General features: G+C 44.9%; 32 protein-coding genes. 27 read left to right on the forward strand and 5 right to left on the reverse strand.

Going from position 1 to position 26,058, the window contains the following annotated elements; genetic code table 11:
- The 3 genes from SFC25_RS11295 to SFC25_RS11305 are packed head-to-tail and all read left to right on the forward strand — an operon-like array spanning window position 1 to window position 2,232.
- Complete coding sequence (locus SFC25_RS11295) at window positions 1-1,416, forward strand: glycoside hydrolase family 1 protein (RefSeq protein WP_411215375.1); 1,416 nt, start codon at window positions 1-3, stop codon at window positions 1,414-1,416.
- Window positions 1,380-1,544 (forward strand): hypothetical protein, encoded by a 165-nt coding sequence (locus SFC25_RS11300; protein WP_411215376.1) that lies wholly within the window; start codon window positions 1,380-1,382, stop codon window positions 1,542-1,544. The genes SFC25_RS11295 and SFC25_RS11300 overlap by 37 nt, the downstream gene beginning before the upstream one ends.
- Window positions 1,519-2,232, forward strand: a complete 714-nt coding sequence (locus SFC25_RS11305) for a GntR family transcriptional regulator (protein ID WP_411215377.1) — start codon at window positions 1,519-1,521, stop codon at window positions 2,230-2,232. Before SFC25_RS11300 ends, SFC25_RS11305 begins: the two co-directional genes overlap by 26 nt.
- Window positions 2,233-2,251: 19 nt before the next feature.
- Here SFC25_RS11305 and SFC25_RS11310 read toward each other — a convergent pair whose 3' ends face one another.
- Complete coding sequence (locus SFC25_RS11310; RefSeq protein WP_411215378.1) at window positions 2,252-3,097, reverse strand: MurR/RpiR family transcriptional regulator; 846 nt, start codon at window positions 3,095-3,097, stop codon at window positions 2,252-2,254.
- Between the two features lie 134 nt (window positions 3,098-3,231).
- Here SFC25_RS11310 and gnd point away from each other — a divergent pair, with 134 nt between their 5' ends.
- The 18 genes from gnd to gvpU all read left to right on the forward strand — a co-directional run bounded on the left by gnd (window position 3,232) and on the right by gvpU (window position 15,600).
- Window positions 3,232-4,128, forward strand: coding sequence for a phosphogluconate dehydrogenase (NAD(+)-dependent, decarboxylating) (gene gnd / locus SFC25_RS11315; RefSeq protein WP_411215379.1), 897 nt, complete (start codon window positions 3,232-3,234; stop codon window positions 4,126-4,128).
- Between the two features lie 35 nt (window positions 4,129-4,163).
- Window positions 4,164-5,690: a gluconokinase gene (gntK, locus tag SFC25_RS11320; RefSeq protein WP_411215596.1), complete on the forward strand. Its 1,527-nt coding sequence runs from the start codon at window positions 4,164-4,166 to the stop codon at window positions 5,688-5,690.
- 59 nt (window positions 5,691-5,749) lie between these two features.
- On the forward strand, window positions 5,750-7,072 hold the full coding sequence (locus tag SFC25_RS11325; RefSeq protein ID WP_411215380.1) for a GntP family permease: 1,323 nt from the start codon (window positions 5,750-5,752) through the stop codon (window positions 7,070-7,072).
- Between the two features lie 291 nt (window positions 7,073-7,363).
- Window positions 7,364-7,564 carry a DUF3311 domain-containing protein gene (locus SFC25_RS11330; RefSeq protein ID WP_411215381.1) on the forward strand — a complete coding sequence of 67 codons (201 nt, stop codon included), beginning with the start codon at window positions 7,364-7,366 and terminating at the stop codon, window positions 7,562-7,564.
- Window positions 7,561-9,018, forward strand: a complete 1,458-nt coding sequence (locus tag SFC25_RS11335; RefSeq protein ID WP_411215382.1) for a sodium:solute symporter family protein — start codon at window positions 7,561-7,563, stop codon at window positions 9,016-9,018. The genes SFC25_RS11330 and SFC25_RS11335 overlap by 4 nt, the downstream gene beginning before the upstream one ends.
- 147 nt (window positions 9,019-9,165) lie before the next feature.
- The gene (locus SFC25_RS11340; protein ID WP_411215383.1) at window positions 9,166-9,741 is read left to right on the forward strand and encodes a LysE family translocator; all 576 of its coding nucleotides are present in this window, start codon (window positions 9,166-9,168) and stop codon (window positions 9,739-9,741) included.
- Window positions 9,742-9,760: 19 nt separating this feature from the next.
- Window positions 9,761-10,537 (forward strand): AraC family transcriptional regulator, encoded by a 777-nt coding sequence (locus SFC25_RS11345; RefSeq protein WP_411215384.1) that lies wholly within the window; start codon window positions 9,761-9,763, stop codon window positions 10,535-10,537.
- Between the two features lie 303 nt (window positions 10,538-10,840).
- Window positions 10,841-11,257 (forward strand): hypothetical protein, encoded by a 417-nt coding sequence (locus tag SFC25_RS11350; RefSeq protein ID WP_411215385.1) that lies wholly within the window; start codon window positions 10,841-10,843, stop codon window positions 11,255-11,257.
- A gap of 15 nt (window positions 11,258-11,272) precedes the next feature.
- Window positions 11,273-11,536 (forward strand): gas vesicle protein GvpJ, encoded by a 264-nt coding sequence (gene gvpJ / locus SFC25_RS11355; RefSeq protein WP_411215386.1) that lies wholly within the window; start codon window positions 11,273-11,275, stop codon window positions 11,534-11,536.
- A 46-nt stretch (window positions 11,537-11,582) separates the two neighbouring features.
- Window positions 11,583-11,858: a gas vesicle protein GvpO gene (gene gvpO / locus SFC25_RS11360; RefSeq protein ID WP_411215387.1), complete on the forward strand. Its 276-nt coding sequence runs from the start codon at window positions 11,583-11,585 to the stop codon at window positions 11,856-11,858.
- Between the two features lie 13 nt (window positions 11,859-11,871).
- Window positions 11,872-12,627, forward strand: a complete 756-nt coding sequence (locus tag SFC25_RS11365; protein ID WP_411215388.1) for a GvpL/GvpF family gas vesicle protein — start codon at window positions 11,872-11,874, stop codon at window positions 12,625-12,627.
- The gene (locus tag SFC25_RS11370; RefSeq protein ID WP_411215389.1) at window positions 12,624-12,893 is read left to right on the forward strand and encodes a gas vesicle protein GvpG; all 270 of its coding nucleotides are present in this window, start codon (window positions 12,624-12,626) and stop codon (window positions 12,891-12,893) included. The genes SFC25_RS11365 and SFC25_RS11370 overlap by 4 nt, the downstream gene beginning before the upstream one ends.
- A gap of 5 nt (window positions 12,894-12,898) precedes the next feature.
- Window positions 12,899-13,708 carry a GvpL/GvpF family gas vesicle protein gene (locus SFC25_RS11375; RefSeq protein WP_411215390.1) on the forward strand — a complete coding sequence of 270 codons (810 nt, stop codon included), beginning with the start codon at window positions 12,899-12,901 and terminating at the stop codon, window positions 13,706-13,708.
- 13 nt (window positions 13,709-13,721) lie between these two features.
- Window positions 13,722-14,018, forward strand: coding sequence for a gas vesicle protein (locus SFC25_RS11380; RefSeq protein WP_411215391.1), 297 nt, complete (start codon window positions 13,722-13,724; stop codon window positions 14,016-14,018).
- A complete protein-coding gene (locus SFC25_RS11385) occupies window positions 13,969-14,265 on the forward strand; it encodes a gas vesicle protein K (protein ID WP_411215392.1) in 297 nt (98 codons plus the stop codon). Before SFC25_RS11380 ends, SFC25_RS11385 begins: the two co-directional genes overlap by 50 nt.
- A 4-nt stretch (window positions 14,266-14,269) precedes the next feature.
- Window positions 14,270-14,578: a gas vesicle protein gene (locus SFC25_RS11390; RefSeq protein ID WP_411215393.1), complete on the forward strand. Its 309-nt coding sequence runs from the start codon at window positions 14,270-14,272 to the stop codon at window positions 14,576-14,578.
- 13 nt (window positions 14,579-14,591) lie between these two features.
- Window positions 14,592-15,215: a hypothetical protein gene (locus tag SFC25_RS11395; protein ID WP_411215394.1), complete on the forward strand. Its 624-nt coding sequence runs from the start codon at window positions 14,592-14,594 to the stop codon at window positions 15,213-15,215.
- 13 nt (window positions 15,216-15,228) lie between these two features.
- Window positions 15,229-15,600: a gas vesicle accessory protein GvpU gene (gvpU, locus tag SFC25_RS11400; protein ID WP_411215395.1), complete on the forward strand. Its 372-nt coding sequence runs from the start codon at window positions 15,229-15,231 to the stop codon at window positions 15,598-15,600.
- Window positions 15,601-15,731: 131 nt separating this feature from the next.
- On the opposite strand, the gene SFC25_RS11405 is transcribed toward gvpU, so the two are convergent.
- A complete protein-coding gene (locus SFC25_RS11405; protein ID WP_411215396.1) occupies window positions 15,732-18,980 on the reverse strand; it encodes an efflux RND transporter permease subunit in 3,249 nt (1,082 codons plus the stop codon).
- 203 nt (window positions 18,981-19,183) lie between these two features.
- Here SFC25_RS11405 and SFC25_RS11410 point away from each other — a divergent pair, with 203 nt between their 5' ends.
- From SFC25_RS11410 to SFC25_RS11430, 5 genes are all read left to right on the forward strand, one after another.
- Window positions 19,184-20,062 carry a TetR/AcrR family transcriptional regulator gene (locus SFC25_RS11410; RefSeq protein ID WP_411215397.1) on the forward strand — a complete coding sequence of 293 codons (879 nt, stop codon included), beginning with the start codon at window positions 19,184-19,186 and terminating at the stop codon, window positions 20,060-20,062.
- A 136-nt stretch (window positions 20,063-20,198) separates the two neighbouring features.
- A complete protein-coding gene (locus tag SFC25_RS11415) occupies window positions 20,199-20,510 on the forward strand; it encodes a PTS sugar transporter subunit IIB (RefSeq protein WP_411215398.1) in 312 nt (103 codons plus the stop codon).
- A gap of 5 nt (window positions 20,511-20,515) precedes the next feature.
- Complete coding sequence (celB, locus tag SFC25_RS11420; protein ID WP_411215399.1) at window positions 20,516-21,862, forward strand: PTS cellobiose transporter subunit IIC; 1,347 nt, start codon at window positions 20,516-20,518, stop codon at window positions 21,860-21,862.
- A 12-nt stretch (window positions 21,863-21,874) separates the two neighbouring features.
- Window positions 21,875-22,207 carry a PTS lactose/cellobiose transporter subunit IIA gene (locus SFC25_RS11425; protein WP_411215400.1) on the forward strand — a complete coding sequence of 111 codons (333 nt, stop codon included), beginning with the start codon at window positions 21,875-21,877 and terminating at the stop codon, window positions 22,205-22,207.
- A gap of 64 nt (window positions 22,208-22,271) precedes the next feature.
- Window positions 22,272-24,179, forward strand: coding sequence for a BglG family transcription antiterminator (locus SFC25_RS11430; protein WP_411215401.1), 1,908 nt, complete (start codon window positions 22,272-22,274; stop codon window positions 24,177-24,179).
- A 28-nt stretch (window positions 24,180-24,207) separates the two neighbouring features.
- Here the strand turns inward: SFC25_RS11430 and SFC25_RS11435 are convergent, their stop codons facing one another.
- Entirely contained in the window at window positions 24,208-24,474 is a 267-nt protein-coding gene (locus tag SFC25_RS11435; protein ID WP_411215402.1) for a hypothetical protein, read from the reverse strand.
- Between the two features lie 144 nt (window positions 24,475-24,618).
- Between SFC25_RS11435 and SFC25_RS11440 the strand changes: the two genes are divergently transcribed.
- Window positions 24,619-24,975, forward strand: coding sequence for a nuclear transport factor 2 family protein (locus SFC25_RS11440; protein ID WP_411215403.1), 357 nt, complete (start codon window positions 24,619-24,621; stop codon window positions 24,973-24,975).
- Window positions 24,976-25,015: 40 nt separating this feature from the next.
- Here the strand turns inward: SFC25_RS11440 and SFC25_RS11445 are convergent, their stop codons facing one another.
- Together SFC25_RS11445 and SFC25_RS11450 are read right to left on the reverse strand one after the other, a co-directional pair.
- The gene (locus SFC25_RS11445) at window positions 25,016-25,504 is read right to left on the reverse strand and encodes a phenolic acid decarboxylase (protein ID WP_411215404.1); all 489 of its coding nucleotides are present in this window, start codon (window positions 25,502-25,504) and stop codon (window positions 25,016-25,018) included.
- 13 nt (window positions 25,505-25,517) lie between these two features.
- Window positions 25,518-25,970 carry a DUF3237 domain-containing protein gene (locus tag SFC25_RS11450; RefSeq protein ID WP_411215405.1) on the reverse strand — a complete coding sequence of 151 codons (453 nt, stop codon included), beginning with the start codon at window positions 25,968-25,970 and terminating at the stop codon, window positions 25,518-25,520.
- Window positions 25,971-26,058: the final 88 nt, after the last annotated feature.

A 26,058-nucleotide genomic window follows, 5' to 3' on the forward strand; every position in this document is an offset into this window, starting at 1 on the left:
ATGGAAGTGACAGAACAGAAAAAGAACCAAGTAAACTATCTATTCCCAGAGGACTTCTGGTGGGGTTCTTCCTCTTCGGCACCGCAGATGGAGGGAGCAGCAGATGTTGACGGGAAGACACAGAATATTTGGGATTACTGGTATGAGCAGGAGCCGAATCGATTTCATAACGGTATCGGCCCTGCCGATACATCCGGATTTTACTATCGTTACAAAGAAGACATCGCCCTGATGAAGCAAGTGGGCCATAACTCTTTCCGATTCTCGATTGCCTGGTCGAGGCTGATACCTGAGGGTACAGGAGCAATCAATAAAAAAGCTGTGGCATTTTATCGGGACGTAATTGATGAACTGCTGGATAACGATATTGAGCCATTCGTAAATCTATTCCATTTTGATATGCCGATGGTCATGCAGGAAAAAGGCGGCTGGGAAAGCAGGGAAGTCGTGGAGGCATACAAAGAATATGCGGCAGCATGCTTCCGTCTCTTTGGCGGCAAAGTGAAGAAGTGGTTTACACATAACGAGCCGATTGTGCCAGTAGAAGGCGGTTATCTGTATGATTTCCATTATCCGAATGTGGTAGATTTCAGGCGAGCTGTGCAGGTGGGTTATCATACACAGCTCTCAAGTTCCCTTGCTACTCAGGCGTATCGGGAACAAGGACAGGACGGTCAGATAGGAATCATTTTGAACCTGACTCCATCCTATCCGCGCAGCAGCAATCCGGCAGATTTGCAAGCTTCACGTATTGCCGATGCGTTCTTTAACCGCTCCTTCCTGGATCCATCCGTTAAAGGTGAATTTCCAGAGGAACTGGTAGACATACTCCGACAGGAAGGCTATTTGCCAGATTACACGCAAGAGGATCTGCAAGTCATTCGGGAGAATACAGTGGATTTGCTGGGTGTGAACTATTATCAGCCAAGACGTGTGAAGGCAAAGGAACATAGCGTCCATCCAGACGCACCGTTCATGCCGGACAGATATTTCGATTCCTATGAAATGCCTGGCCGGAAGATGAATGTGCATCGAGGCTGGGAAATCTACGAAAAAGGGATCTACGATATTCTTGTAAACCTGCGCGATAACTATGGAAATATCCCTTGTTTCATATCTGAAAATGGTATGGGTGTCGAGGGGGAGGAGAAGTTCCGTGATACGGACGGAATCATCCAGGATGACTATCGGATTGATTTCATCAAGGATCATTTACGCTGGGTGCACAAAGCATTGAATGAAGGAGCTAATGTAAAAGGATATCACCTGTGGACGTTCATGGATAACTGGTCCTGGACGAATGCGTATAAAAATCGCTACGGCTTTGTTTCGGTTAACCTGGAGAAAGATGGGGAGCGCACAATCAAGAAAAGCGGCGAATGGATGAAGCAAGTCGTACAGCGAAACGGTTTCTGATAATGGCGGCCATCAAGGCCGTCATTTTCATTGGCAGATTGCTGCAATTCCAGTATTTTGATAAGCTAACAACAAACAGACCGGCAGCAGAGGAGGAACACTATGAAATATCAAGTGATATCAGATGAAATCAGACACCGTATCGAATCAGGATTCTACCCTCTGGACCAGCCGTTGCCAGATGAGCATAGCCTTGTCGAAGAATTCTCCTGCAGCAGGATGACAGTTAAACGTGCGCTTGATGTACTTGCATCCGAAGGAATCGTTTTCCGCAAGCGCGGACACGGAACGTTCATTGTGCAGTCTTCCTTCCAATCGGATTATATCCACGTGGGAACGAATGAAACACTCGGATTCACCAATTTGATGAAGGATAAGCAAGTCACCTCGAAGCTGCTTATGTTTGACATGATAACGCCTTCAGCTGAAGTAGCATCTTATTTAGCCATCACGGAAGATACTCCAGTGTATCATCACATCCGTGTACGCTGCGTTGATGATAATCCCCATGTAATCGAGGAAACGTATATGCCGACGCCGCTCATTCCAGGTATCACTCCGACAATCCTGCATAACTCTGTGTATGCATACATGGAGAAAGAGCTTGGCTTGAAGATAGCGGGATCGCGCCGCCGAATACGAGCGGAGCAAGCAACAGCACAAGACATGGAAGAACTGGGTTTATCGGAAAACGAACCTGTACTTGTGATAGAGCAGGTAGCGTACCTCAACACTGGCATCGCCTTCGAGTATTCTTTTGCGAGACATCGTTTTGACAAGTTCGAAATTACAACAGTAAATATAAATGGCAAGTGACCCGTCAGCTCCTGGCGGGTCACATTTTTGTTGCAGCGATAGCGTTCCGTACCTTTTCGACGGAAGTTTGGGCTTTGTCTTTCTGCCGCATAATGACTGTCACATAAAGGGCATCGATGATACTCAGCTGTGCGATCCGCGATGCGAGGGCTTCAGATCGGTAATCTGTTTCCTCTGAGCTGGTGTGCAGGGCAACGTCCACCTGCTGGCCGATAGGCGATTTAGGAAATCCTGTGATTGCAATGGTTTTGGCGCCTGTTTTCTTGACGGTTTGAAGCAGCTGATAGGCATCCTTGCTCGCACCTGAATGAGAAAAGATAAAAGCGACATCCTGATCGGTCAGCTGGGAGGCAGACATGAGCTGCAGGTGGGCATCAGGAAACGCAAAAGCTGGAACGCCGGAGCGGACGAACTTGTGATAGGCATCCATCGCAACCATATTTGATCCGCCAAACCCGTAAAACTCCACTCTTCTTGCCTTCAGGAGCAAGGTGACAGCCTGCTCCAGCTCCGCTTTGTCCAGAACCTGCAATGTGTTTTCCAATGTCCGGATATTGGATTGAAAAATTTTTTCCGCAACCAATTTTGCTTCATCCGTATCGTTTACGTCTTCATGCAGCATCTTATTGGGAGCGATGATTTCAGGTGCTAAAGCAATTTTCAATGCTTGGAAGCCTTTGTATCCGATGCGTTTACAAAAACGGGATACCGTCGCATCGGCAACTTCCAGCTGATCTGCCACTTGGCTGATAGTCTGGTGAACAATTTTTTCCGGGTGCTCCAAAATGAAATCTGCTATTTTCTTCTCTTTATCACTCAGTCTTGGATAGTGGGAACGAATCCCCGTTAAACCTTGCTGTGCCAAGAAAATCAGCTGCCTTTCGTCCTATTTGTTATAAGCAGTATAGCACAAATTGATTGAAAGCGGTTGCTATATGAAAATTATTTTCGTATTATGGTATCATAAATAGAAAATTATTTTGAAGGAGCTAATTTATCATGCATATAGGATTAATCGGTCTGGGAAAAATGGGTTTCAATCTTGGTTTGAACTTGTTGGATAATAACTTCGATGTTACAGCTTTTGATGTAAGTGAAGACGCACGTGCTAAATTCGCTGAATCAAAGGGATCAGCTGCTGGTTCTTTAAAAGAATTGGTCGAACAGCTGCCAAGCCCTAAAATCGTTTGGTCAATGGTACCGGCTGGTGAAATCACTGATAAAGTATTGGAGGAATTGAAAGGCTATCTTTCTGCAGGTGATATTTTAATGGATGGCGGTAACTCCAACTACAAGCAATCCGTTGAACGTTCCAAAGTTTTCGCTGAATTAGGCGTACATTTCTTTGATGTTGGTACGAGCGGCGGAACGGATGGTGCCCGTAATGGTGTCTGCACAATGATCGGCGGAGATGCAGAAGTGTTTAAAACAATTGAGCCTATCTTCCAAGCAATCAGTGTGGAAAATGGCTACCACTATGCTGGTAAAAGCGGCAGCGGCCACTTCCTGAAAATGGTCCATAACGGAATCGAGTACGGCATGATGCAGGCGATTGCCGAAGGCTTTGAAGTATTAGAGAAAAGTGATTATGACTTCGATTATGAGCAAGTTGCGAAAATGTGGAACAATGGCTCTGTTGTCCGTTCTTGGCTGATGGAACTTGTGGAATCTGCTTTCAGCAAAGATCCGAAGCTTGATGCGATTCGCGGTGTGATGCATTCCTCTGGTGAAGGAAAATGGACTGTGGAGACTGCACTTGAATTACAAGCAGCGACACCTGTTATCGCAATGTCACTTATGATGCGTTACCGTTCCTTGGACGAAGATACTTTCTCTGGAAAAGTAGTCGCAGCACTGCGAAATGAATTCGGTGGACATGCAGTGGTGAAACGCTAAAGAAAAGGGAGGGGAAGACGTTGGCAGCTTCCTATATGATCGGTGTGGACATGGGCACAACAAGTACGAAAGCAGTCCTGTTCACGACCGAAGGCGAGGTGATTGCAAAGGAAGGCATCGAATATCCTTTGCATTCGCCCACAGCTGAAACAGCAGAACAAGATCCGGAAGTCATCTACCAGGCTGTTGTCACAGCAATCCGGGATACCATCCAGGTAAGCGGCGTGGACAAAGCAGCGATCCGCTGTATCTCCTTCAGTTCGGCAATGCACAGTGTGATTGCAGTGGATACAGACGATAAACCGCTGACAGCATGCATTACATGGGCGGATAACCGAGCAACGAAATGGACGGAAAAAATTAAAGAAGAGACGGACAGCCATGGCATTTATTTGCGCACAGGCACACCGATCCATCCGATGGCGCCTCTATCAAAATTGCGTTGGCTGAAGGAAGAGCATCCAGCTACATTCGAACGTGCAGCTAAATTCATTTCGATTAAAGAGTATGTCTTTTTCAAGCTGTTTGGCAGCTATAAGGTCGATTATTCCATCGCATCTGCAACTGGAATGTTTAACTTGGAGAATCTTGCTTGGGATAAAGAAGCGCTGGAAGTAGCCGGAGTGACAGAGGACAAACTTTCTGAGCCGGTTTCGACAACGTATCAGTTTGTTGGTCTTACAGAGCAAATGGCTGAAATGCTTGGCGTGCTTCGGCAAACGCCATTCATTATTGGTGCAAGCGACGGTGTCCTATCCAATTTAGGTGTAGGAGCAGTCGATGAAGGTGTAGTAGCTGTCACAATCGGAACGAGCGGTGCAATCCGTGCTGTAACGAACAAGCCGACGACAGATCCGAAGGGCCGAATTTTCTGTTATGCCTTGACGGAGAATCACTGGGTCATTGGCGGTCCAGTAAATAACGGCGGGGTCGTACTCCGTTGGGTGCGGGATGAACTTGGTGCAGCTGAGACAGAAACTGCTGCCAGGCTCGGTATCGACCCATATGAGGTACTGACGAAAATCGCTTCTTTGGTGAAACCAGGATCAGACGGCTTGCTGTTCCATCCGTATCTGGCGGGGGAGCGGGCACCGCTATGGGATGCCAATGCACGCGGCTCTTTCTTCGGACTTGGTCTGCATCACAAAAAGGAGCATATGATCCGGGCAGTCCTGGAAGGTGTGCTTTTCAATCTGTACTCTGTACTGCTGGCTTTGACAGAACTAACCGGCAAACCGAAACGGATTCAAGCGACGGGCGGATTTGCACGCTCCGAGATGTGGAGACAAATGATGGCGGATATTTTCGACCAGGAAGTCCATATTCCGGAAAGCTATGAAAGCTCCTGCTTAGGTGCAGCAGTCCTTGGATTGTACAGCTTGGGAGATATCGATTCCTTTGAAGTGGTGAACGATATGATCGGCAAAACGCATCATCATACACCAGATCCAGACTGTGTTGAAGTGTACCAGGAACTCATGAGTATCTACATTCAGTTATCAAGAAGCTTCGAAACAGAATATGAACGAATCGCTGATTTCCAGCGGAGGATGCTGCACTAAGCAGCAACTTCCGCCTATAGGTTTGAAAGCGCTTAAATAGAGAGAGGGGAAATCGAGAGATGGATATCTATCTTTTACTCATGACATTGTTATCGATCGTGATCGTCATCATCGGTGTCACGCTATTCAAATGGCATGCTTTTATCAGCTTGACTGTGGCCAGTCTGTTCCTGGCCATCACCGCCGGTTTGTCATTTGATCAGATTGTCGGAGCCTATGAAACTGGTGTCGGCGGCGTACTTGGGCATCTAGTCGGTATTCTGGCACTCGGTACGATACTTGGTAAGATGATGGCGGATTCCGGTGCCGGTAATCAGGTGGCAGATTTCTTTGTGAAGATGTTTGGGCCGAAAAAATTGCCATGGGCAATGTTCATAGCTGGTTTCATCATCGGAATCCCAGTATTTTTTGAGGTTGGTATTCTAATAGTTCTTCCGCTCGTTATCAGCATCTACAAGACGACAAAGCAGAATATCTTGCTAATCGCTTTGCCGGTCATTGCTGGTCTTTCCATTGTGCACGGACTTGTGCCGCCGCATCCTGGTGCACTTGCGGCTATCAGCATTTTCGAAGCGGATCTTGGGATGGTATTATTGTACTCCCTTATAATCGCTATCCCGGCAGGTATCCTGGGCGGACCGGTATTTGCCAAGTGGGTGCATAAGCGCGTCATTCCGGAAGGTGAGCCTAATCTCATTAAAGTAACCCAGCCTGAGAGCAAGCCGGGAACGGGTATTAGCTTTTTCGTTATCTTGCTTCCGGTTATCTTGATGATTTTGTCAGCAGTCGGCCCTTATCTTCCGCTTCCTAGTTTAGCTGAGAAACTGCTTGTCTTTGTCGGCAGTCCATTAGTAGCTCTATTGATTGCAGTATTTGCGGCTTACTATTTCCTTGGTTTCCGTCAGGGTATGAATAAAGATCGTTTGAAGAAAATGACGGAGGAGTGCATCCTTCCGGTTGGTTCCATCATCTTGATCATTGGTGCTGGCGGAGGGTTCAAGCAGGTGCTTATCGACAGTGGAGTTGGTGATACCATTGCGCAAATGTCAGAGCATCTATCTCTTTCTCCGATCGTACTCGCATTCATCGTTGCCGGCTTGATCCGTATTGCGACAGGCTCGGCGACAGTGGCGCTGACAACAGCAGCAGGAATTGTATCTCCTATCATCACGCATATGTCAGGTGTGAACCTGGAGCTTCTAGTCATCGCTACAGGAGCTGGTTCCCTTATGTTCTCCCACGTCAATGACGCAGGTTTCTGGATGGTCAAAGAATACCTCGGACTTACCGTAAAAGAAACATTCCGAACATGGACCGTCCTCGAGACAATCCTGTCGTTTGTGGCATTCGGCGGCGTATTGATCATGGATATATTTGTTTGATAAACCTAAAATAAGCTGAAGCAGTATTCAGCACAAAAAATCCGAACTGTAATGCAATTTTCTCTTGATAGAAATTAGCATAAGTTCGGATTTTTTTATTTATTCCTATTCTCTTAGTGCGAGATACCATTTTAATTGGAAAGCGAAGTAATCTGTCGAAGCGGTACACGGAAGTATTGTTGCTTCGCTAAATTAATTTTGCTTATCAAGAGCAGAAGGATTATGATATCATCATGTGCTTTTCAGAGAAAAAGCAGTTGTAACTACTATTTTGGATGGTGAAATCAAAAAATGAAACGTTTATATTTTCTCACTGTCATTCCCTTTATCGGGATGCTCGGATTCCTCCCGTTCGCAAATAGAGTGGAACCATTTGTACTTGGCATGCCATTCGTGATGTTTTGGATTGTCCTATGGACTATTCTTACATCAGCTGTATTGGCTATTATGTACAAATTAGATCCACGGAACAAAGAGGATGAGAAAAAATGAATATTGCACTTATTATTATATTGGGATTTTTGCTTTTAGCAGTCTTTTTAGGAATCCGCTCCACAAGAGGTAAGGATATGGATCTGGAGCAATGGACAGTCGGAGGCAGGGGCTTCAGCGGCATCTTTGTCTTCCTGCTGATGGCAGGAGAAATTTATACAACATTTTCCTTCCTTGGCGGAAGCGGCTGGGCGTATGGGAAAGGTGCACCGGCTTTATATGTGCTTATGTATATCGGCTTGTCGTATGTTATGTCTTATTGGCTTTTGCCGGTCATTTGGCGATATGCGAAGGAACATAGACTTGTGTCGCAATCTGATTTCTTCGTCAGTAAGTTCAACAGCCCGTATCTGGGTGTACTTGTTGCGCTTGTTGGGGTAATCGGTATGATCCCTGTCATAGTCGTGCAGCTCAAGGGCTTGGGAATCATCGTTTCGCAGGCTTCTTATGGCGCTATCTCGATGCAAACTGCAGTATGGATCGGCGCCATCAGCTTAACCATTTATGTAATGCTATCCGGCGTGCATGGTTCGGCATGGACAGCTGCCATCAAGGATATTGTCATGGTAGTCGTCATCTGTTTTCTTGGTATCTATCTGCCTTTGCATTATTATGGCGGTTTCCAGCCTATGTTCGAGGCAGTCCATGCCGCAAACCCCGAATTTTTAAAGTTCCCGGACGAAGGCTACAGCATGACCTGGGTCATCTCAACCGTCTTGCTGTTAGTGCTAGGGTTCTATATGTGGCCGCAAGTTTTCAGTTCTACGTATACAGCGAAGAACGAGAGAGTCTTCCGGAAAAACGCGATCATCAGCCCGTTATATACGCTTATGCTATTGTTCGTCTTTTTCGTCGGTACAGCTGCGATTTTGGCTGTGCCGGGGTTGCAAGGGGAAGATGTGGATCTCTCTTTATTGCGATTGTCGATTGAAACATTCGATCCTTGGGTAATTGGTATCATCGGCGGCGCAGGTTTGCTGACAGCATTGGTGCCAGGGTCCTTGCTGATCATGAACACAGCTACTTTACTCGCGAAAAATATCTATCAGGTGTTCGCGCCTAAAACAAGTGACAAAACAATAGGTAAATTAGCCAGACTGTTTGTTCCGGCCGTTTCCTTGCTGGCAGTCTACTTTACACTGCACGGAGGAGCAACTTTATCAAATATCATATTGATGGGCTACAGTCTGATGACACAGCTCGCTCCGTCCCTATTCTGCAGTCTGTGGAAGCGCAGCTTCATTAATAAGTACGGAGCTGCAGCAGGTATCATTGCCGGACTGGCAACTGTCGCTTATATCACAATCAGTCAAACGACCGTAGTGGATCTTATCCCAGTCTTACCAGCCTCATGGAATGATTTGAATACAGGGATCATTGCATTGGTCGTCAACTGTGTGGTGATGGTTATAGTAAGTTTGGTTACACAAAGAAAATATCACGACGTTGCGTGAATTTGAAGCAAGTAAAGACTGCCTATAGGGCAGTCTTTTTTTTTGGAGTCATGCATTAGAAATCGGATGTATTTGCAATAATGTACTATATAACAGCAGGTTTTAGCGTTTATATTCATGTAAGACCACTGAAAAAGGAGAGTCAGCATGAATATCACTTCTTTTCTTATCTACTGCTTTATCGTGACATTCACACCCGGACCTACTAATATCGTCATCTTATCAACGGTGCATCAATTCGGTACTCGAAAAGCGATGCGCTATACGTATGGAGCGACTCTCGCATTTGGTTTACTATTATTTCTATCTGCTATACTGAATGCAGTGCTTGTGACAGTACTGCCGAAGATACTGGTTTTCTTACAACTAGTCGGAAGTCTGTACATGATATACCTGGCTTATCAAATATATAAGTCGGATAGCTCAAAGAAGAACGGCCAACTGAACGGCACATTTCTATCTGGGTTCTTCATGCAGTTTTTGAATCCGAAGGTAATCATTTTTACACTGACTGTCATTCCGAGTTTCGTTATGAAATACTATACGGAAAGTACAGTGATACTGATCTTCGTTGCTGTTATAACAATAATCGGTTTCCTGGCTTTCATTGGATGGGTGCTTTTTGGAACAATCTTTAAGCGATTCCTGCAGAAACATACGAAAGCAGTAAATATACTTATGGCAGCTTTTTTACTCTATGCGGCTTGCATGATATGGATTTAGATAGCCAGAGGTGATGAAAATGGAAAAATTCATTTACAAGAAGTCGGCGGGTATCACTGCTTTGTCGGCAAGCATGAAGGAATTCACATATAAGAAACATGCGCATAGAGAGTATGCAATGGGTGTTACGCTGCGCGGTATACAACAATATAACCTGGATGGTCATAAGCAATTGTCTTATCCTAATGGCGTGATGCTCTTTAATCCCGAACAGACACATGACGGCATGGCACACGATGAGACTGGGCTGGAGTATGTGATGCTTTATTTGGAGCCTGAGTTACTGCAGGAAATAACAGGGCAAAAGGAATTAATCCGCTTTGCAGATCCAATCTTGTACGATGCGGGACTCGAACATAAGATTTTGAAACTGGCTCAGGCAATACTAAATGAAAAAGAAGAAGTCCTGTGCAATGAACTGGCAGTTACGCTGACGGACAGACTTACAAAAACAGAATTGGATAAAAGCAGCAAAAAAGATAATAAGCTAATCCTGAAGGCTAAGGAAATGATGCATAGCAATCTGCAGGATGTACTTAAACTGGATGAAATCAGTTTTGAATTAAACCTCTCCAAATACAAATTTATTAGACTTTTTAAAGCGTATACTGGAATTTCTCCATATCAGTATTTCTTAAATAGCAAGGTAGAACATGCGAAGCAAATAATAGGGAAAGAAAAAGATATTTACGAAGCTGTGGCTGCTTGTGGTTTTGTGGATTTAGCCCACTTGAACAGACATTTTAAAAGTATCTATGGAACGACTGCATATGAATATATGACGAACATGAGGTAAGAGAAGTTACGTCGTGTCATTTTATAGAATTTATAGATATATTGTAAGAATTTTCTATTAATAAAAATGAAAAGTATGGTAAAATTCCCGGAAAAATGAATAGAAGTGAATATTTATAACCGCATTATCGTCAATGATAGTGCGGTTTTTGTCTTTCAAACCTTCCAAACTTGCCAATTTATTCATTTACGTAAAATTTACATTAAACATGTGTAAATCGGGGAACAAAACTTTTATATGCACAGGAGGTGAGCTATCGTCAAAGCTACTAAGCCCAAAATAGCTAAGGCTGCAACAAAGCTCGTGACCGGTATCCTCAAAAGAGCCATTCCTCAGGAACAGAAAGAGAAACTTCAGAAAAAGATCGGGCAGAAGGCAAAGGAACAAATGGAAGCTTCCCTGTCGAATAAGGTAGGGGAAAAAGCCGACTCTGCTGCTTCCAAACTGGAGGATATCAAGGAAAACAAAAGTACTGACGTGCATGAAAAGGCTCAGCAAACGGCCGATAAGCTGCGGACGAAATTACTTGATTGGAAAGGTGAACTCCAAGATACAGCAACGCAGATGAAGGACAAGGTAGAGGGTGATCGGGGATCTGACAGGAAAGGTCCACAGGTCAAATCGGCAGCCCAAATCAAACATGTTGAGGATATAAAAAGCTACCGGGATGTAAAAGGGCCGGCAGCAGCAAAAAAATGGAGCGATGTGAAGAAAAAATAAGAAGGAGTGTTTAACATGGCTGTTCAAAAAAGTACGGATAGTTCCAGCTTGGCGGACGTAATTGACCGCATCTTAGATAAAGGGATTGTAATCGACGCATTTGTCCGGGTCTCTGTAGTAGGGATTGAGATCTTAACTGTTGAGGCGAGGGTCGTTATCGCCAGTGTGGATACATGGCTGCGCTATGCAGAAGCAGTCGGACTATTGCGTGACGAGGTACAGAACGAAGGATTGCCAGAACAAAAGAATGAACGAAGCAATTCCTTGTTTAGTGTATGAGGAGAGCAGGCTTTAGGCCTGTTTCCTCATTAAAAGGAGGGGAAATATGAACATTACCGATATCATGAAAAAAGTAAGCAGCTTCTTCGAAGAAAATATTGCGCCTCCTCATAAGATCACGGCAGTGGAACCAAGACGAGGGGAAGATAGTACAGACGGTTGGGATGTCACGATTGAAGTATATGAAGAGCGGGATTATATGAAGAAGTATGCAAAGGATGAAATGCTTGGTGTGTATGCTGTCACACTGAACAGCGATGCAGAAATTGAATCTTATGCAAGGCAAAGTACGCGTTACAGAAGCGCGGTAGATCATAGATAAAGGAGGTAATAGAATGGATGGAACGTATGTATTTTGTGCGGTACAAAACCCGGTTCAGCCAAGCTTTGGAGATGTGGAACTGGATGGTGTTACAAGAAGCACATATATGATCCCTCACGGGGATATGGCATTTGTTGTGGCTCGAGTTCCGCAAAAGATCTATCATCCTACCAAGGATAATTTAATGGCTCACCAAGCAATCCTTTCCTCTGTGATGGAGAATCAGGAAGAGATGATCCCTGTCAGTTTTGGCAATGTCTTTAAGACGGATGAGGATGCGAAGGTGATACTGAAGAAGCTCGAACCTCAGTTCACAGAACTATTTCCAGAGATTCGCAATAAGATTGAGCTAGGATTGAAAGTCATCGGCAAACAGGAGTGGCTGGAGGAAGAGATTCATAGAGATCCTGTCATTACCAAACTAAAAGAAACCGTGAACAGGAAATCCAAGGAAGCTGGATATTATGACCGGATGAAGCTTGGTGAACTTACACAGAAATTCTTTACGGACAAGCGCCGTCAAATGGAAGAAGAGATTCTGATGCCGCTTCAGAAGATTGCTACAGCAGTTAAATCAAATGATCCGATCAGTGAGAAGATGCTGCTGAACAGTGCGTTTTTGCTGGACAAAGAGAAAGAGGCCGAGTTTGATGAGGCAGTCAATGAACTTCATGACAAATGGGAAGGAAAAGTGGATTTCAAATATTCCGGCCCATGGCCTGCATACAACTTTATCAACATCCGTTTACAGGTTGAAAAGACGTCATGATACCTTTTCTGGTCTCTGCACCAATTAAATTACTGATAAAGATCGGGCAGAAGATCAAGGATGAAGCTGATAAAGAGTACTTCGATATTTCCGTCATACAGCAGAAACTGATTCAGCTGCAGATGCTGTATGAATTAGAGGAGATCTCGGAAGAAGCATACAAAGAAAAAGAGCAGGAGCTGCTGCTGCGCTATGAAGTGGCCAAGCAGCGGGAAATTGAGCAGTGGGAAAAGCTTGCTGAAGACGAAGAAGAGGATAAGGGGTAGGGAATATGGGACAAAAGGAAAATTATATTTATCTATACGGTATTGTACCTGTTAATGAACTGGATAAAACACCATTTACTCCATTTGCTGGCATCGATAAAGAACAGCAAGCAACGGTTGCAGCAAACGGGGAAATTGCTGCTATATATACGGAAGTGGATGCAGAAGCGTATGAAGGAGAAGCACTTGAGACCAGAATGAAAGACGACCTCGAATGGCTTCAGGAGAGTGCGATGCACCATCATGAAGTGCTGCTTTCCCTGCAAAATCAGTATACCCTGATACCAATGAAATTCTGCACAATCTATCTGAGTCAAGAAAGTCTGGAAGAGAAACTGCGTGAACAAGCAGACACCATACAAAGCCTGTTTACAAGAATTGAAGGCAGTGAAGAATGGAATCTAAAAATCTACTGTGATGATGAACCCCTCCGTGAGCACGTACTGCAGTACAGCCCCAGTATCAAAGAAAAGATGCAGGAAATAGAGAGTTTGCCTCCCGGCCGTCAATTCTTTGAAAAGCGGAAAATCGATCAGCTTGTCGAGACTGAGTTAGAAAAAGAGAAAAATCAATTCTGTGAACAAATACATGCTGAGCTGACTGAAATTGCTTTAGAGGAGAAAGTAAAAACCAACTGGAGCAAAGACGTTACAGGCAAGGAGCTGGAGATGAGCTGGAACAGTGTCTATCTTATCCAAGGGAATCAAGTAGATGCTTTCTTAGAGCTTATTCAACAGAAAAATGAGGAAAGTGCTTCGTCCGGTTGGAGATTCGAAGCAACTGGACCTTGGCCGGCTTATCATTTCGTCTATTAGATGGAGGCGCAAGATGAATACACGTGAAACAATCGCCAGAAACAAGGATGTTACCTTGATAGATATACTTGATGTCATTTTGGACAAGGGTGTCGCGATTAAAGGAGATTTAATAATTTCCATTGCCGGAGTCGACTTGGTTTATTTGGACTTACGGGTCCTGATTTCATCTGTTGAAACACTAGTTCAAAATCAATCTGGTAATACGCGGATGAATATTACATCCGAAGCATTTGATAAACAGAAGGAGGAACTGGAACATGGAAGTGCAGCAGCCGAAGAGCGGCCGAATCCATTTAGATCCCGATGATGCGGAGCATGGCTTGGCGCAATTAGTCATGACAGTGATTGAATTGCTGCGTCAGATTGTCGAACGTCATGCTATCCGTCGGGTGGAAGGAGGAACACTGTCCGATCAGCAAATCGAGGATCTTGGCATGGCATTGATGAATTTGGAATTAAAGATGGAAGAACTGAAAATGATCTTCAACTTGAAGGATGAAGATTTGAATATAGACCTAGGCCCATTGGGAAATCTTTTACCAGGAAAGAAGTGAAAACATGGCAGAGCAGCAAGTCGTTCAGAGCAACACGAGTAACTTGGTCGATGTATTGGAAAAGGTATTGGATAAAGGTGTCGTCATCGCCGGGGATATCACAGTAGGAATTGCCGATGTCGAACTGCTGACCATCAAGATTCGTTTAATTGTAGCTTCAGTTGATAAAGCGAAAGAAATCGGCTTGGACTGGTGGGAATCAGATCCATATCTGTCATCTAAAGCAGCAGACAGCCACACGAAAAGACTACAAGAAGAAAACGAACAGCTCCAGAAACGTCTGGAATTGCTAGAACAAAAAATGACAGATTAAGGTGGAATAGAAAATGAGTGAGATGAAAGATAAAGTTGTAAACAAGGCAGTAGTTAAAGCAGCAGATAAAGTAAATAAAATAGATAATACGTGGAATCGAACAATTGCGGGCGGTTTAGCCGGTGCCTCAATCGGACTATTGACCAGCCCGAAGATCGGAAAGAAAATCAAGGGCACTTTCCTGTCAGCGAAAACAAAGGTGAAAGAGAAAGACCTAGGCGAATCTGCTAAACAGATGAAAGACCGCACCCTCAATATGGTACAGGATAAATTTAAGAAAGACAAAAGTTCCGACGAAGATAACCATATGGAAAAACAAGACAAACAGAACGAGAATGCTGCTAATCAGAATGATAAGAACAACGATGAAAACCAAAATGACAACAGCCAGGACAATCAGAAGGATCAAAGCAGTCAGGAACACAGCAATCAGGATACCCACATGGATCAAAGCAATCAGGATAACCAAGCGAACGAAAATCTTCGACATGAGAATGAAAATCTGAAGCAGAAAATCGAAGAACTGGAAGACAAATTGAATAAGCTTCTGAATGAAAAAGATAACTCGTTGAAAGAAGAAGTTGCCGCAAACAGTAATGGAATCTCAATTGTCAGACAAGACGATGTAACAAAATGAAGGAGGTTTGAAAATGGCTAAAGATGAAATTTTGTCGTTCTTTGTACAAGCAGCCAATCACCATGATTTCTCCACGGATATTACACTGCATGTGAAAGGTGCGCTGGTCACTGGCACAATCATATCAGCCGCCTCTTACTTCTCCAATTTGAAAGAGAGCATCTCTGAAGAAAACGATATAGCGAAGCAATTGAAGGAAGCCTTGGAACAGGCGGAGGAATCGGCTGACAGCAACCAAAGCGATGCGGAGTATATCCATTTGAAGAATATGGCCACATATGTGGCTGAAAGTAAGACTACACCCTCTGACGCTGACCTTTTATGGCGCGGAAAATTAAGTGAGATAGACGGATTCTTCCTTGGAAGAATGTCAGATGAAGAATAAAGAAAGCTCCGGCATTTGGTAGCCGGAGTTTTCTTATGCTGGAAAGATGTTTACTACATACGGGGTGAAGGAATCTTACAATGGAATAGAAAAGCCTGCAGTTTTTAAACTGCAGGCTTTTCAATCTTTTATTAATTTTTAGCTGCTTTCTTCGCCTGTTTTCTTTCCTTACGTCGCTGGCGCTCTGCTTTATGATGCTCTTGCAGGCTGAAGCGTGTTGTTGCTTCGTACACGATAGGTACGATAACGAGTGTCAGCAAGGTAGAACTGATTAGACCACCCATTACGGTGATACCGAGTCCTTTCGAGATAAGGACGGAACCGCCGCCTTCGAAGCCGAAGGCAAGTGGTGCAAGGGCACCGATTGTGGCAATGGCAGTCATCAGGATCGGACGAAGACGAGTTACACCGGCTTCGAGAATTGCTTCGCGAGTCGGAATGCCTTCTTTTTCCTTGTGAATGATACGGTCGACTAGGACGATAGCATTTGTTACAACGATACCGATCAGCATGAGCACCCCGATGAGGGAGGAAACGCTGATTGTTTCACCGCCGATGAGCAATCCGACCAACGCACCGATCACTGTGAACGGTAAGGAGAACAAGATGGCAAATGGTGCCAGTGCTCCGCCGAATGTCAACACTAGTACGAAGTAGACAATCGCAATTGCTGCCAGGATAGCAAGACCTAGCTGGCTGAATGATTCGTTGATTTGTTCAGAAACCCCGCCCTGATCGATACTTACGCCATCCGGCAAATCAAGGTCATCGATTTCTTCTTGCAAGCCGCTGGTAGCAGTTGCAATATCATCGCTTGTGATATCAGCAGATACTGAACCGTATAGCTTTTCATCACGTCGCTGCAATGTATTCGGAGACTGACCGTCTTCGATTTCAGCAATTTCGTTCAAAGCTACTTCTGTTCCAAGTGATGTTTGGATCGTAGTATTTTCCAGATCTTCTTTATCCTCGAATGATTCGTTTGCTACTTGCACATAAACATCCAATGCTTCACCATCATCATTTTGGATAGTGGCAATGGACGGCTGGGTGCCGATGTTGGACAGCTGAGCTGTAACTTGAGCTGCTGTCAAACCTAACTGTGCCAATTCTTCCTGGTTGGCTACAATTGTATATTTGTCATATTGCTCAGAAGCATCAGAATCTACATTTGTGAAGTTATCATCATTTTCTATCAAATCGATAACCTGCTGGGACGCAGTTTGGATATCTTCTACGTTATCACCGTAGATGTAATATTCCGTTGTGTTGCTGCCTGTGCCTGTCATGTCGATGGATCCCCACTCACCTTGGTCTGTCAAGGCTTGCAAATCATCGACTACTGCTTCTGTTTCACTTTGGATATCCTCATAATCATCGCTGTAGCCCAAATAGAAGAGGGCAGAATCGCCAGTTGAACCTGAGAGCGGGTTACCTCCGCTGCTGATTGTATACTGCAATGTCTCTACGCCATTGCGGTCAAGCAGCATATCCTCGGCTTCACTAGCAACTTCTTGAATATCTTCACGTGTTTGGCCTGGTTCAGGTGAATAAGAGGCAACGACCATATTCTCGCCGGTGCTAGGAATAAAGCTGACACCAATCGAAGGTACCAGGAACAGACTTCCGATCAGTAAAACAAGAGCAATAACGAAAGTGATGATCTTATGCGACAAGCTCCAGTTCAGGACACGCTTGTAGAAATTGGCCAGTTTGCTTGGTTTTTCTTCTTTGTGTACATAATTTTTCGCTTCTTCTTCGCTAGTGCCGCGATCCAATCGTTTGCGGAATAGTGTATGTGCCACCATCGGCACAACGGTAACCGCTACGAGCAAGGATGCCAGCAAAGCAAATACAACAGCTAATGCAAATGGGAGGAACAATTCTCCGATTTGTCCTTCGACTAGTCCAAGCGGAAGGAATACGGCTACTGTTACAACAGTAGAAGATAAAATCGGGATGAACATCTCGCGAGTTGCATCAATGATCAATTCTTTGCCGCGCAGTTTCTCATCTGCCAATGACATACGCCGGTAGATATTTTCTACAACAACAATCGAGTCATCAATTACCCGGCCGATGGCAACGGTGATAGCTCCCAATGTCATAATGTTCAAGCTGATATCCATTTCGTATAGGAAAATCAGACCAATCAAAATCGATAATGGAATCGAAATGATGGAAATGATTGTGGAACGGATATTACGCAAGAACAAGAGGATGATGATCACAGCGAAGATAGCTCCGAAGAGTGCTTTGTTCACCATCGTGTGGACAGAATCCTCAATTGGTGCACCCTGGTCCATTGTTGACGTGATCGTCATACCGTCATTATCATCTTCAAACTGCTGGATTTCATCTTTCACTGCATTGACAACTTCTACAGTATTGGCGTTTGGATCCTTCGTAATGTCGATCCCGATGGAATCTTCGCCATTTGTACGGGAAATAGATTCCACTTCACCGATAACTTCCACTTCAGCTACATCCTGCAGCTGGACAGTCGGAAGTTCAGTTGGTGCTTGTGCGGCCTGAGCCGCTTGTGCTGCTGCAGCATCTTGGCCGCCTGCAGCTGCCTGAGGGCTTTGGCCTGCTGCTGCTTGTTGAGCGCCTTGTGCCTGTTGTGCACTTGCACTGCCTGTAACCGGAATTTCCAAATTACGCAAATCATCGATTGTTACAATGTTGCCATCTACAGCAACGTTTTTCTCGCTGTTACCGAATTGGTACAAGCCGAGCGGGTAAGAGTCACTGCTGTTTTGGATGACTTGACCGACAGTATCCTGTGTCAAACCATTCTCAGCCAGTGCATCTTCATCATATGTGACTTGTACTTCCTGCACTTGCTGTCCGGAAATACCGACAGAAGCGACGCCTTCAATGCCTTCCAGTGCTGGCTGGAGGTCAGACTCAACAGTTTGAGTCAGTTCTTCAATCGACTGATTGCTGTTAGAAGCACTCAGTGTGATGACTGGGAAGGAATTCAGGTTGATCTGTGCAGCTTCTGGTTCTTCTGCATCCTCTGGAAGCTGTACATTCTCAAGTGCTTCCTTTACTTCTGTTTCTGCATCATCCAGATTCTTGGAATAGGCGTATTCCAACTGGATGGTTGAAGCATTCTGCAAGGATGTAGAGCTTACATTCTCTACGCCATCCAAGCTTTGTACTGCCTGTTCGATCGGTTCTGTTACATTTTCCATTACTTCCTCTGGCGGTGCGCCAGGATATGTAGTCGTTACGGTGAGGACTGGTACACTGATATCCGGAAGTGTTTCCAGTTTCATATTTGTTCCAGCATAAATCCCTGTCACTACAACCATGATGGTCAGCAACCATACGGCAACCTTATTTTTCAAGGAAAAGTTGATAAACTTTCTCACGATCCAGCTCCTTTATTCTCCATTTGACCGACTGGTCATTAGTCCTCTATACTATATAGGCAACCACATCACAATGCAACAATTATATCAGGGATATAAGGAAGTTCAATAGCTTAAAACCAGCTTTTATCTAAGAATTCATATATTATTCACAGTCTCTTAACATACTTATGACCGACCGGTCAGTCGAAAGGAAAGGCCAGATGCAAGAGAAAAAAATCACGATAATTGAACGAGCAACGGAGATTATTGCCAAAAAGGGATATCACGCTGCCAGTATCCAAGAGATTGCCGTAGCGAGCAAGCTTTCCAAGGGGGCATTTTACCTTTACTTCAAATCGAAGGAAGAGCTGATGGCGGAAATCCTGCGCTACCATATCCGTCTGATAACGGAGGAAATCGAGAAAGTCGATCAGCTGGATTTGGATAGCCGGGAAAAAGCAAAGCTGCGTCTGTCGACGATGATGCGCGAACTCGTCAAACGCGGGAACTTCATCATCATGCAACGGCACGATATTGATTCCGATATAGGGAAAGAGATGGAACTGTTCTTCCTGGAGGAAATGGAAAAGGGAAGGCGCAAGACAGAGCTTGATTTGCTGGAGGTGTACGGAGAGGAAAGTAAGCCTTATTTGAAGGATCTGAGGATAATACAGGAAGGGATCCTTGCACAAATCATCGGGGACATGCTTCTTCATGGGCTGATCCTGGATCTGGACAAGACTGCTTCTTATATTCTCGAACGTATGGACGATATGGTGGAAGGTCTTTTAAAAAGGAAAGCCGAACCGCTTGTGACTGATGCAACACCTGTCTCAACTTCGATTTTCGAAAGAGAGATGAAGGAACGGGAAGCAAAACAGGTTTTAGATCGAATACAGGTTGTTATTCTAACGCTGGATGCCGATGTGCAAGATGTGCAGGAGCTGCAGGGAGTAGTTGAGCTGATCCAGGAAGAGATGCAGAAAAAAGAGCCGAAGAAGCTGCTCATCCAAGGCCTGATTGCTAACTTCAAGGGCATCAAGGAACTGGAAGACCTGCGTCAGGAATTGGCGAAATTATTGCATATAAAGGTACTGTAGGGGAAAGCCGGGTGCAGCATGCATACCCGGCTTTCGTGTACTTAAACAAGTTTCCGTAGGGATACGGAAAAAGAATAGCAGGAATTGTAACCGCTTTCATAGTATATTGAGAGTAAGAAACGAAGGGGGTAAAAAAATGAATATCTTACTCGTGTGTGCTGCTGGAATGTCTACTAGTCTGCTTGTCTCAAAAATGCAAAAGGCAGCAGAAGCAGAATCGAAAACTTACCATATCCAAGCTGTATCAGCCGATCAGGCGAAAAAACATATCGAACAAGCTGAAGTACTATTGCTTGGTCCGCAAGTACGCTACATGCTGCCGCAAATGAAAAAACTGGGAGAAGAGCGCGGTATTCCGGTTGATGTCATCAACAGCGTCGATTATGGTACTGGGAATGGAAAGAACGTGCTTCATCATGCTGAATCGCTATTTGCGAAGAAGGGGTGAAGCAGATGAGCCGGTTCAATGATTTTCTTGAGATGAAGATGATGCCGATTGCTGGGAGAATCGCAGCTCAGCGGCATCTGGTAGCATTGCGGGATGGTATCATCCTGACAATGCCGCTGATCATTGTTGGATCACTTTTCCTGATTCTCGGGAACTTGCCGATACCGGGATACGCTGATTTCATGGCTGGCATCTTCGGCGAGTCATGGAGTACGAAACTATCCTATCCCGTTAATGTAACCTTTGATGTAATGGCGTTATTTGCCTGTTTCGGTATCGCATACCGACTGGCACAAGCATATGAATCAGATGGCGTTGATCCGCTGTCTTCAGGGGCAATCGCTCTATCTGCATTCTTGCTTGCGACACCTTACACTCCTTTTCAAGTCGGGGAAGCTACTGCCAATTTCGTGCCGGTTTCTTTGCTTGGCAGCGGCGGCTTGTTCGTCGGAATGCTAGTGGCAATGTTCGCTACCGAGGTGTATCGATTCATTGTTAAAAGGAATATCGTCATCCGGATGCCAGATGGCGTACCGCCGGCTGTATCCCGGTCATTCATCGCACTTATTCCAGGTTTTGCTGTCATCATCCTTGTATGGCTTATTCGTTTGCTTGTAGAAGCAACATCCTTTGGAGATATCCATAATCTAATCGCTACTGTTATTGGTTCACCGCTTACGCTTGTTGGTTCCTCCTTTATCGGAAGCTTTGTCGCAGAATTGATGATTGTGCTGCTCTGGGTTTGCGGTCTGCATGGCGCCAATATCGTAGGTGGAATCATGTCCCCGATCTGGCTGAAGGCAACAGCGGAAAACGCTGCAGCTTTTGCTGCCGGAACAGATCTGCCGCACATATTCACAGCTCAATTCTTTGAAGTGTTCATACACGTCGGGGGATCTGGTTCGACAATAGGTTTGGTTCTGATCATGATCTGGCGAGCAAAGCTAAAGCAAAATAAACAGCTAAGCAAGCTGGCGACTGGCCCGGCAATTTTCAATATCAACGAACCGATTGTTTTCGGTCTTCCCATTGTATTGAATCCAATCATGATTATTCCGTTCATCACTGTTCCGCTTATAATGGTCATCACCACTTATATCGGAATGAGCACAGGTCTGGTAGCTAAACCAGCCGGGATTGTTGTTCCTTGGACCATGCCGCCATTTATCTCGGGATATCTGGCAACAGGAGGGAAAATCTCGGGTGCTGTTATCCAGCTGATCAACCTGGGGATTGCGATGCTTATCTATTATCCATTCTTCCGCGCGCTAGAAAAGAACCAGATGAAGGAAGAAGAAGCAAGACAGCGTGAAGTGGCAGCATCAGAAGACGGCGCAGATCCGGTCAGCTAAAGGAGGAAGGCAATGAATCTAGAAGAGAAAGCATTTCAATTGATCTTATATGGCGGAGATGGCCGCAGCTATGCGATGGAAGCAATGGCGCTTGCCAGACAGCATGCATTTAAAGAGGCGAGACAGAAAATCGAAGCCAGCAGAGAAGCGATCAACCAGGCCCATCACGTCCAGACAGAGCTGATTACAGCTGAGGCAGGCGGCGAACAAACAACTCTAAGTCTGTTGATGGTGCATGCGCAAGATCACTTGATGAATGCCATGACAGTGAGGGAATTGGCAGAAGAAATCATTTATTTGCAGGAGGAGCTGGCCAAACAGGCAGCAGCTAAAGGGTCAGTCTGAAGCAAGGGCGGTCATTTGATCGCCTTTTTTGCATAGGCATGGAGGATATGGGGGTGAATCTGTTTTGCTGCAACCAAGACTGTTGGAATTATTGACTTTCCTTTCATCTGAATCGCGTACGCTGACAGCGGATGAGCTGGCAAGGAAACTGGCTGTTTCTGAACGGACAGTGCGTTCTGATATCAAGCTGCTGCAGCAGGAACTGCCGAGAGACTATGCAAAAATCGAATCGATCCGAGGAAAAGGCTATAAGCTGATTGTGATTCAGGAAAAACTTTTTCAGCATTACTTGCAGGAAACTATCCGAGCGAAGCAGGAACGTCTGTATTCAAGGGTAGAGACACCTGCAGAAAGAGTAAACCATATTATGCAGCTGTTATTATTAGCAGATGGCTTTATTAAAATGGAAGATCTGGCAAAGGCTTGTTTTGTCAGTTTTCCGACAGTGCAAAACGATATGAAGCAAGTGCGATCCCTATTACAGCAATCCGGGCTGGATCTGGAGAAAAAGCCTAAATACGGCATCAGGATCACAGGAACAGAAACGGAGAAACGGTATTTCCTATCTGCGTTCTTCTCGAAGCAGGCGGACTTGCATAAGGCTTACAGCTTACCGGACACTATTATCTCTGAGGCGGAAATTCGCTATGTACATGATATTGTGCATAAGTTTGTGACGGAAAATCAATTGAAACTGTCGGATGTAGCTGTGCAGAACTTGGTTACACATATTGCAATTGCTTGCCGGAGAATCAAGGATGAACAATATGTTGAGCTCGCCCCTGATGCCATGCAAGATATCATCCAGCAGCCAGCCTTCCGGGAAGCGGCCCAGCTTACTGCTATGCTGGAAGCGGAGCTTCATCTGTTTTTTCCGCAAGTGGAAGTGGCTTATATGACGATTCATTTGATGGGGACAGATTATGTATCCGAAAGTAAATTGGATGGGCGCATGGGGATGCAGGACTTGGCAGCAGCAATTGTAACGAGGATATATGATAAGACAGGACTGGATCTCAGGCTGGATCAGGAGCTGCTGAGGGGGTTGAGTTTGCATCTTAAGCCCGCTGTGCATCGTCATCTGTATTCTATGAATGTGAGAAATCCACTGCTGGAAGATATAAAACGGCATTACCCGCTTGCATTCGAAGCAGCTGTCATTGGTGCTTGTGCGGTTGAGAAAGAGATTGGCATTCAGCTGGCAGAGGAGGAAATCGGATATTTGGCATTGCATATCGGTGCTGCCTTGGAGCGGAGCAGGCAAGCGGGACGGAAAATCAGATGTTTGCTAGTCTGTGCCTCAGGTGCAGGCAGTGCGCAGCTGCTGCGGTATAAGCTGCAATCTCTTTTTCCGGACAAGTTGGACATCATTGATACGATTGAATATTATCGGCTGCTGCGCGAAAAAGAGTGGGAAGCTGACTTGATTATCAGCACAATCCCGATTGAATCGACAGTCACACCAGTACCGGTCATACTTGTACCGGTCATCTTGGATAAAGAGGCAATTTCTAAACTGGAAGCTTATCTTCATTTTGGTCAGCAAATCCGCTACATCAAATCGGATTATGTATTTCTGCAGCAGGATTTACGGAGCCAGGAAGAAGTGTTGGTTTATTTAACAGAGGTGCTGCAATCTGATGGGAAGATTGGGGAGGATTTTCTTGCAGCTGTATATGAGAGAGAGTCCATGGCTCCAACCAGTTTTGGGAATCTTGTAGCTGTGCCGCATCCGATTGAAGCGAGTGTGGAAGAAACGTTGTGGGTTATTTGTACGTTGAAACAGCCGATTGACTGGGCTGGCAAGCAAGTGCGGTTTGTATGTCTATTATGTATCGAGAAGGAAAGCGACGAGGATTTCACCGGTATGTATCAGCAGCTTGTCCGCATCATCGAGGAGCCGGAACATGTTGGGAAACTATTAGAAGCCCAGTCATATGAAGACTTCCATAGGGCGCTTGTATCGATATGAAAACAGCTGCCTTGGGTGGGCAGCTGTTTTAGTTAGTGGAAGGCTCGATTTTTCCGCTCTGACGGGCAAGCTTCATATTCGCACGTTTTGCCATTTTATAGGCATCAAAGATATTATAGATCCAAAAAATGAAAAACGTGAACAAACCGACAACAAACCACATCAGGAACAAGTTGATCAGATTGATCAGGACGAAAATAGTCCCTTTCAAATGCTGCTGATTATAAAACTGACCCAAGCCAGCAAATAAAAAGCTCAATAGTGCCGCAACGAGCGGTGTTCTTTTGAATTCCATTTTGTCACCTCATCTTCTAAATACTGTACCAGTTTTCACAATTGTATACAAATAGGGTCGGCAAGTCTTTTTTGTTGTATTTTGAAACCCTTTTCATAGAATGGACGTAAGGGTATAATCAAAGAAAAAGCGAGGCGAGTCGAGATGGATGAACAGCTGCAAGTGAAAGAGACTATCCTGCAATTAGAAAGGTCCCTGCTGGAAGATGATACGAGACTATCATCAGACGCTGTCGGCAACTTACTGACGGAAGACTTTTTGGAACATGGATCATCCGGTCAAGCATTCCGTAAAGTTGATATCGTTACAAATGGATTGGATGCAGTAGATTTGGATATCAGGGATTTCGATGTACGGATTCTATCTGAAGACACAGTCCTCGCTACATTTCGGACCTGTGACGCAGCATCGGGGAGAGAACAGCTGCGCAGTTCCATTTGGCGTTATCAGCCGGGCGGCTGGCGTATGTTATTCCACCAAGGAACACCAGCAGGAAAATAAAAAAGGCGGCTGCATGAAGCAGACCGCCTTTTTCTATGGATCATTTTAATTTTCCTGCTCTGATATCATCTGTCAAGCCAGGATAAGGTGCTTCCGCTACGATACGCTCATTATTCACACCAGCATTATTTATATATGTGATATCAGCGAATTCCGGTACAACGTACTTCGGATATGTTTCGTATTTCTCGCGTGATTCATGCATAAGATCGATGTGGTCATTTTGATAGCAGACGGTGATTTCCGGATGTTCGTGCACCCATTTTGGGAAAAAGATAATGCCATGCATTCGTTTATCGCTTGGCATGAAATTCAAGGACACGTCTGTTCCGGTAGGCTCTGTCCAGGATACCTTATACACACCCTCTGTCAGTTTGACAAGGTCGACCTTTTGATCTTTGACCCAGCGTCCTCCTACCATCCCGCTGTGGATACGGTAATCGATTGTATCTTCATTTTTGATATACATTTCATATTCCCAGCCGTTTTCATATGTATAAATCATATGACTTCCAATGAATTCTTCCATTTTCTTTTCCTCCTTAATTAACTTGATAGATGTCCAGCAGCACTTGTTTCTCCAAACGCATTGCTGCACCGATGAAGATTTTATCCATCAGCCAACGGTATTGCTCGCTGCCGGTTTCAAAGGTTGGAACTGTCCGGAAATAGACATGTTCCGCTGGAATGATTTCGCCTTGGGCTGCGCGATTTCGATAAGCGGCTTCTACTTGCCTTATTCCGTTATTCTCTAAGTAGATGATCTCGCCAGATGATGTTTCAATGACATAACGTGCCGACAGATCGGTGCGCCCATCCGGGCGGATGATTTGGGAATCGGCACCGCCTGGCAGGATGCGGCCTTCTATTTTTCCTGTGATGGTACCTGTTTCAATCGGGATTAGACGCCGCAAGCCTAAGCCTGTTTGTCCTGCGCTTAGCGGTGCTGCCACATCTATTGTAAGGGTGGCGACTTTTTCCAAGGACGGTGTCATACTATTCATCTCCCTATTGAGTAAAATATAACATGTAACTATTTACATGTTTAGTCTAACGCTATGGTATACTTGTGTCAAATGAAAA

This window comes from Terribacillus saccharophilus, from assembly GCF_046592595.1.
GTDB lineage: Bacteria > Bacillota > Bacilli > Bacillales > Amphibacillaceae > Terribacillus > Terribacillus saccharophilus_C.

Excerpts from the sequence above, each read along its gene's own strand:
- SFC25_RS11410 (WP_411215397.1), top strand. The coding sequence starts at position 19,184 with ATGCAAGAGAAAAAAATCACGATAATTGAACGAGCAACGGAGATTATT.
- SFC25_RS11435 (WP_411215402.1), bottom strand. The coding sequence starts at position 24,474 with ATGGAATTCAAAAGAACACCGCTCGTTGCGGCACTATTGAGCTTTTTA.
- SFC25_RS11300 (WP_411215376.1), top strand. The coding sequence starts at position 1,380 with ATGGATGAAGCAAGTCGTACAGCGAAACGGTTTCTGATAATGGCGGCC.
- SFC25_RS11390 (WP_411215393.1), top strand. The coding sequence starts at position 14,270 with ATGGCAGAGCAGCAAGTCGTTCAGAGCAACACGAGTAACTTGGTCGAT.
- SFC25_RS11415 (WP_411215398.1), top strand. The coding sequence starts at position 20,199 with ATGAATATCTTACTCGTGTGTGCTGCTGGAATGTCTACTAGTCTGCTT.
- celB (WP_411215399.1), top strand. The coding sequence starts at position 20,516 with ATGAGCCGGTTCAATGATTTTCTTGAGATGAAGATGATGCCGATTGCT.
- SFC25_RS11335 (WP_411215382.1), top strand. The coding sequence starts at position 7,561 with ATGAATATTGCACTTATTATTATATTGGGATTTTTGCTTTTAGCAGTC.
- SFC25_RS11450 (WP_411215405.1), bottom strand. The coding sequence starts at position 25,970 with ATGACACCGTCCTTGGAAAAAGTCGCCACCCTTACAATAGATGTGGCA.
- SFC25_RS11380 (WP_411215391.1), top strand. The coding sequence starts at position 13,722 with ATGAATACACGTGAAACAATCGCCAGAAACAAGGATGTTACCTTGATA.
- gvpU (WP_411215395.1), top strand. The coding sequence starts at position 15,229 with ATGGCTAAAGATGAAATTTTGTCGTTCTTTGTACAAGCAGCCAATCAC.
- gntK (WP_411215596.1), top strand. The coding sequence starts at position 4,164 with ATGATCGGTGTGGACATGGGCACAACAAGTACGAAAGCAGTCCTGTTC.
- gnd (WP_411215379.1), top strand. The coding sequence starts at position 3,232 with ATGCATATAGGATTAATCGGTCTGGGAAAAATGGGTTTCAATCTTGGT.
- SFC25_RS11425 (WP_411215400.1), top strand. The coding sequence starts at position 21,875 with ATGAATCTAGAAGAGAAAGCATTTCAATTGATCTTATATGGCGGAGAT.
- SFC25_RS11445 (WP_411215404.1), bottom strand. The coding sequence starts at position 25,504 with ATGGAAGAATTCATTGGAAGTCATATGATTTATACATATGAAAACGGC.
- SFC25_RS11330 (WP_411215381.1), top strand. The coding sequence starts at position 7,364 with ATGAAACGTTTATATTTTCTCACTGTCATTCCCTTTATCGGGATGCTC.
- gvpJ (WP_411215386.1), top strand. The coding sequence starts at position 11,273 with ATGGCTGTTCAAAAAAGTACGGATAGTTCCAGCTTGGCGGACGTAATT.
- SFC25_RS11345 (WP_411215384.1), top strand. The coding sequence starts at position 9,761 with ATGGAAAAATTCATTTACAAGAAGTCGGCGGGTATCACTGCTTTGTCG.
- SFC25_RS11305 (WP_411215377.1), top strand. The coding sequence starts at position 1,519 with ATGAAATATCAAGTGATATCAGATGAAATCAGACACCGTATCGAATCA.
- SFC25_RS11325 (WP_411215380.1), top strand. The coding sequence starts at position 5,750 with ATGGATATCTATCTTTTACTCATGACATTGTTATCGATCGTGATCGTC.
- SFC25_RS11375 (WP_411215390.1), top strand. The coding sequence starts at position 12,899 with ATGGGACAAAAGGAAAATTATATTTATCTATACGGTATTGTACCTGTT.
- SFC25_RS11340 (WP_411215383.1), top strand. The coding sequence starts at position 9,166 with ATGAATATCACTTCTTTTCTTATCTACTGCTTTATCGTGACATTCACA.
- SFC25_RS11365 (WP_411215388.1), top strand. The coding sequence starts at position 11,872 with ATGGATGGAACGTATGTATTTTGTGCGGTACAAAACCCGGTTCAGCCA.
- SFC25_RS11385 (WP_411215392.1), top strand. The coding sequence starts at position 13,969 with ATGGAAGTGCAGCAGCCGAAGAGCGGCCGAATCCATTTAGATCCCGAT.
- SFC25_RS11295 (WP_411215375.1), top strand. The coding sequence starts at position 1 with ATGGAAGTGACAGAACAGAAAAAGAACCAAGTAAACTATCTATTCCCA.
- SFC25_RS11440 (WP_411215403.1), top strand. The coding sequence starts at position 24,619 with ATGGATGAACAGCTGCAAGTGAAAGAGACTATCCTGCAATTAGAAAGG.
- gvpO (WP_411215387.1), top strand. The coding sequence starts at position 11,583 with ATGAACATTACCGATATCATGAAAAAAGTAAGCAGCTTCTTCGAAGAA.
- SFC25_RS11370 (WP_411215389.1), top strand. The coding sequence starts at position 12,624 with ATGATACCTTTTCTGGTCTCTGCACCAATTAAATTACTGATAAAGATC.
- SFC25_RS11395 (WP_411215394.1), top strand. The coding sequence starts at position 14,592 with ATGAGTGAGATGAAAGATAAAGTTGTAAACAAGGCAGTAGTTAAAGCA.